This is a genomic window from Kribbella sp., assembly GCF_035687465.1.
Classification (GTDB): Bacteria; Actinomycetota; Actinomycetes; order Propionibacteriales; family Kribbellaceae; genus Kribbella.
Genome location: NZ_DASRXP010000021.1, coordinates 1 through 2,697, shown reverse-complemented (window position 1 = coordinate 2,697; position 2,697 = coordinate 1). Strand labels below are relative to the sequence as shown.

3 protein-coding genes are annotated in these 2,697 nt (G+C 69.4%); all 3 read left to right on the top strand.

The window, feature by feature from the left end:
- Nucleotides 1-1,191: MFS transporter (locus VFG33_RS00945; RefSeq protein ID WP_325021303.1), on the top strand; the 1,191-nt coding region annotated here is incomplete at its 5' end.
- Complete coding sequence (locus tag VFG33_RS00940; protein WP_325021301.1) at nucleotides 1,188-1,724, top strand: TetR/AcrR family transcriptional regulator; 537 nt, start codon at nucleotides 1,188-1,190, stop codon at nucleotides 1,722-1,724. The genes VFG33_RS00945 and VFG33_RS00940, both read left to right, overlap by 4 nt.
- A 205-nt stretch (nucleotides 1,725-1,929) precedes the next feature.
- A partial coding sequence (locus VFG33_RS00935) for a homocysteine S-methyltransferase family protein (protein ID WP_325021298.1) occupies nucleotides 1,930-2,697 on the top strand: 768 nt, incomplete at its 3' end.

Here is a 2,697-nt window from a genome sequence, read left to right as displayed (position 1 = left end):
CTCTGTGCGATCAGCTCCGATCTGCCGGTCCTGATCGCGGGTCGCGCGTTCCAGGGCGCGGCGGTCGCGGTCATCCCGCTCGGGATCAGCATCCTGCGCGACGAACTGCCACCGGTCCGCGTGATCCCGTCCATCGCGATCATGAGTTCCACGCTGGGCGTCGGAGCCGCCTTCGGGATCCCCGCCGCGACGCTGGTGGTGCAGTACGCGAACTGGCACGCGATGTTCTGGATCTGTCTCGGCATCGGCCTGCTCGACATCCTGGTGGTCCTGCTGGTCGTGCCCGAGTCGAAGGTGCGCACGAGCGGACGATTCGACGTACTGGGTGCGCTCGGGTTGAGCGCGTTCCTGGTCTGTCTGTTGCTCGCGGTCTCGAAGGGCAGTGCCTGGGGCTGGGCCTCGCCGGCGACTCTCGGACTGTTCGCGGCGGCGTTCGTGCTGATCGCGCCGCTGTGGGTCCTGTTCGAGCTTCGTACGTCGGCTCCGCTGGTGGATCTGCGGGTGTCCGCGCGTCCCGCAGTACTGTTCACCAACCTGGCCGCGCTGCTGATCGGGTTCGCCTTCTACGCCAACTCGCTCACGACCGCGCAGTTGGTGCAGGAGCCGGTCTCGACCGGCTACGGCCTGGGTGCATCGATCGTGGTCAGCGGGTTGTGCCTGTTGCCGGGCGGCGTGGCCATGGTGTTGCTGTCGCCGGTGTCGGCACGCATCTCCAGCGCTCGCGGACCTCGGTTCACCCTCGCGATCGCGTCCGTGCTGATGGCGACCGGGTACGTCGTCCGCCTGTTCACCAGCGAGAACCTGGCCGCGATCGTGGCCGGCGCGACCGTGGTCGCGGCCGGAACCGCCGTGGCGTATTCGGCTCTTCCGGCCCTGATCATGCATGCTGTGCCGGTGACGGAAACGGCCGCGGCGAACGGCCTCAATACGCTGATGCGCACGATCGGGCAGGCGGTCTGCAGCGCGATCGTGGCGACCATGCTTGCCAACGTGGTGGCGACCAGGGCCGGGCACACCGCCCCAACCCTTGGTGCCTACCTCATCCTCTTCGCGATCGCGGGCCTGGCCGCCCTGGCCGCGGCAGGCCTCACGCTGCTGATCCCTGCCCGCCGCCCCACCCCGGTCCGTACGCCGGAGCCGGCGGCAGCGGGTCAAACGTCGGAGCCGGCCGAAGCAGGTCGTACGCCGTGACCGAAGTCGGCCGTACTGCGATCCTGCGCGCGGCGCGCAGGGCCTTCGCCCGCAAGCCCTATGCGGAGGTGACACTGCGGGGGATCGCGGCGGATGCGAACGTCAGTGCCTCCCTGATCGTGAAGCACTTCGGCGGCAAGGAATCCCTGTTCGATACCGTCGCCGACTTCCGCGAGGCCGCCGAGTTGTTGCTGGCCGCACCGAATGAGGAACTCGGTCGGCACGCTGTCCAGACCCTGGTCCGCTGGCGCCGGGACAACGGCCTGGACCTGCTGGTCCGGGTGATCTTCGCGGCTGGGATCGGCGACGAGCGAGTGCTGATCCGCGACCGCTTCACCGATCAGGTGGTCCGCGGTTTCGCGGAGCGCCTGGCCGGCGAGCACGTCGACCTACGGGCCGAACTGATCGCGGCCCAGCTGCTCGGCCTCGGTGCCGCGATGGCCGTAGACCGGACCGGCCCGACAGCCTCCGCGGACCTCGACCTGATCGCCGACCTCTACGCCCCGGGCGTCCAGGCACTCATCACGGGGTGACCGGCCACGCTGCGCGACCTCGGTGCTGGTATCGGGTCCTGCGGTCTCAGTAGCCGGTCGGACATTCTGTGCTGTACGTCTCAACCCGGTACCATGGACGATCCAGGTCGAGAGGCGCTGCGACGGGCCGGATGGCTCGCCACGCTCGGTTTGGGGTCACCGACGAGAAGGGCGCCTCCGGAGACTCTTCTGGAGGTGGCCGAAGGTGAGTGGACGGCAGACCGCGCTGCGGGACCTGCTCGACCAGCGGGTGGCGGTGCTGGACGGCGCGTGGGGGACCATGCTGCAGGGCGCCAAGCTGACCCCTGAGGACTATCGAGGCGATCGCTTCACCGATCACAGCCACGATGTGACCGGCGACCCGGACCTGCTCAACCTGATGCGCCCGGACGTCATCCTGGACGTGCACCGGCAGTATCTGGACGCCGGCGCCGACATCACCACCACCAACACCTTCACCGCGACCAGCATCGGCCAGGCGGACTACGGCCTGCAGTCGCTGGTCAAGGACATGAACCTCGAGGGTGCCCGGCTGGCGCGTCAGGCCGCGGACGAGGCGGGTGGCCGGTTCGTGGCGGGCTCGATCGGCCCGCTGAACGTCACCCTGTCGTTGTCCCCGCGGGTCGAGGACCCGGCGTACCGGGCGGTGTCGTTCGAGCAGGTGCGGGACGCGTACGCCGAGCAGATCTCCGCGCTGGCCGAGGGTGGCGTCGACCTGCTGCTGGTGGAGACGATCTTCGACACCCTGAACGCGAAGGCCGCGATCGCCGCCGCCCGCGAGGTGGCCCCCGAGTTGCCGCTGTGGATCTCGGTGACGATCGTCGACCTCAGCGGCCGGACGCTGTCGGGTCAGACGGTCGAGGCCTTCTGGAGTTCGATCGAGCACGCCAAGCCGCTGGTGGTCGGGGTGAACTGTTCGCTCGGCGCGGCCGAGATGCGGCCGCACGTCGCCGACCTGTCCCGGTTCGCCGAC